Source organism: Nonomuraea basaltis (genome assembly GCF_005893125.1).
GTDB lineage: Bacteria > Actinomycetota > Actinomycetes > Streptosporangiales > Streptosporangiaceae > Nonomuraea > Nonomuraea basaltis.
This window is the reverse complement of record NZ_VCJS01000515.1, coordinates 1-1,895: the sequence shown is the minus strand read 5'-3', so window position 1 is coordinate 1,895 and position 1,895 is coordinate 1. Positions and strand designations below refer to the sequence as shown.

Below are 1,895 nucleotides of genomic sequence, written 5' to 3'. Positions count from 1 at the left end.
GCTAGGGCACCTTTGGTGCCGTGATTCGAAGAGTTCTCCTGAGTCTTACCGTGGGTGAACGTCGGTGAAGGCGTGACCGCGTGAGCCGATGGCCACCTGGCCTTTGGTGACGGAGGGTGATGTGCTGAGGTTGTTCAGGGTTGGGTGGAGATGCGGGCTTGTGCCACCCGATCGGTGACGATCTGCTCGATGGTGTCGAGTGCGGCGAGGAGGCCGGGTGGGGCGTTGGGTCGATCGGGGCTCATCAGCGGTCGCAGAATGTGATCGTGGACCTTGGTGTAGAGGTGTGCGAAGAGCAGGCCGTCGCGGGTCAGGATGTAGTGGTTGCGGCCAGGGATGCGGTGGATCAGTCCGTTGCGGGTGAGCCGGGCCAGGTCGTAGGAGGCTTGGTTCATGCTGTAGGGGCGGCCGAGCAGGCCGGTCATCCAGCCGCGAAGGGTCTGGTTGGTGATGCCGGTGGCCGCGAACAGCAGGTTGGCGATCGCGCCGGCCAGGGCCTGGACTCGAAGGTCGCCGAACCGGAGTGCGGGCGCCTTCCTGCCATCGTCGGTGACGGTGGGCTTGGTGATCCGTTCGAAGACTGGACTCACAAGGACCGTGCCCTGGCCGACGGTTTCAGTTTCCAGCAGGTGGGTGTTGATCGCACGCGCCTTGGCCTGGAGCTCTTCCAGGTTGGTCAGCATGCGGTTGCACAGGAGATCGCGGGGGTCGTTGACGACGGTCTCGATGCGCAGCGCGCGGCCGTCCTTGAGGTACTGCTTGCAGCGCGAGTGCTTGTAGAAGACGTTCAGGGTGACCAGGTCACAGTACTGGTCGATCTTCGTTTTGAAGCCGCCGCCGCGGGGCGGGGCGGTGGGGGCGCCCACGCGACTTCCCCGGCGAAACAGCAGTTCAACGTTCTCGGGCCGGCCCAGGTCCATGTTGTCGCATAAGAGCGCTTCGAAGAAGGTGCGGGCTGAGCAGTCGTCATCGAAGACCAGGGTGCGGGAGACCTCGATCTGGCGCATCGACAACTCCCACCAGAATCCGGCCTCCCGGTCGGCGGTGGTGAGCGGCAGCGGGAGCTTGGCCATCCAGCGCTCGAACCAGACCGTGATGATGCCGGGGGTGAAGCGATCGCAGACCGCCTGCAACGCGGCGGGGTCGTCGGTGGCGGCGAACCCGTTGGACAGTTCGGTGAAGCCGATCCCGGCGGCCAGGGCTTGGCGTTTGGCCCATTCGTGGCCGTTGAGCCAGACCTTGATCTGGTAGGGGAAGTAGGTGCAGATCTTGATGAAGCCCGGCCCGACGCGGGTGTCCCAGATGTAGACGTAGTAGACCGACACCCGCCGTTGCTGCTTGGTGAAGGTGAACTGCGGGGACTTGGCCGGGTCGGTGTCGCGTTTGGTGGCCGTCCAGACCGGTGCGGTCTCCTGAGCGCAGCCGATGGCCACGATCTTCGAGCGGCCCTGCAGGCGGGCGGCCTCCAGGTAGGGAGCCATCACGTCAGTCTTGCGGTCTGCGGCTGCGAATCGGATCACCGGGATGCTGTTGGCGGCGGCCCAGTTCTTCATCGCGGCGCGGAAGCGGTTGCCGATCTGCTCGAACAACGCCGGGGAGGCGATCGGGTGACCACGAACCTCATGCAGGAAGTAGACAACGCCGCCTGGGGTCTGCAACCCGGGCACGTATCCGCACAGGTAGAGCCGATCCAGGCAAGAGATGTCGAGGCTCACGTGCCCGGTCACCATGTCCGCAGCAGTGACCACCGGCGATGCCAGAACCGATCCCGTATCCGAACGTGTCATAGCGATCACCCTCAGCACCCGTTTCCTGCTCCTGAGGATGAACCGACGGTCGTCTTCGTGCGAGCGGAACCATCAATCTCGGCGGTCCGAGGCGAAGCCTCTCTGGGT

The 1,895-nt window shown here is 64.7% G+C and carries 1 protein-coding gene; it reads right to left on the bottom strand.

Annotated elements, in window-relative coordinates; all coding sequences use genetic code 11:
* Window positions 1-134 precede the first annotated feature (134 nt).
* Window positions 135-1,787: a hypothetical protein gene (locus EJK15_RS69070; protein WP_138720889.1), complete on the bottom strand. Its 1,653-nt coding sequence runs from the start codon at window positions 1,785-1,787 to the stop codon at window positions 135-137.
* Window positions 1,788-1,895: the final 108 nt, after the last annotated feature.

Bases quoted from the DNA above. Each gene is read 5' to 3' on its own strand.
- EJK15_RS69070 (WP_138720889.1), bottom strand. From the start codon at position 1,787: ATGACACGTTCGGATACGGGATCGGTTCTGGCATCGCCGGTGGTCACT.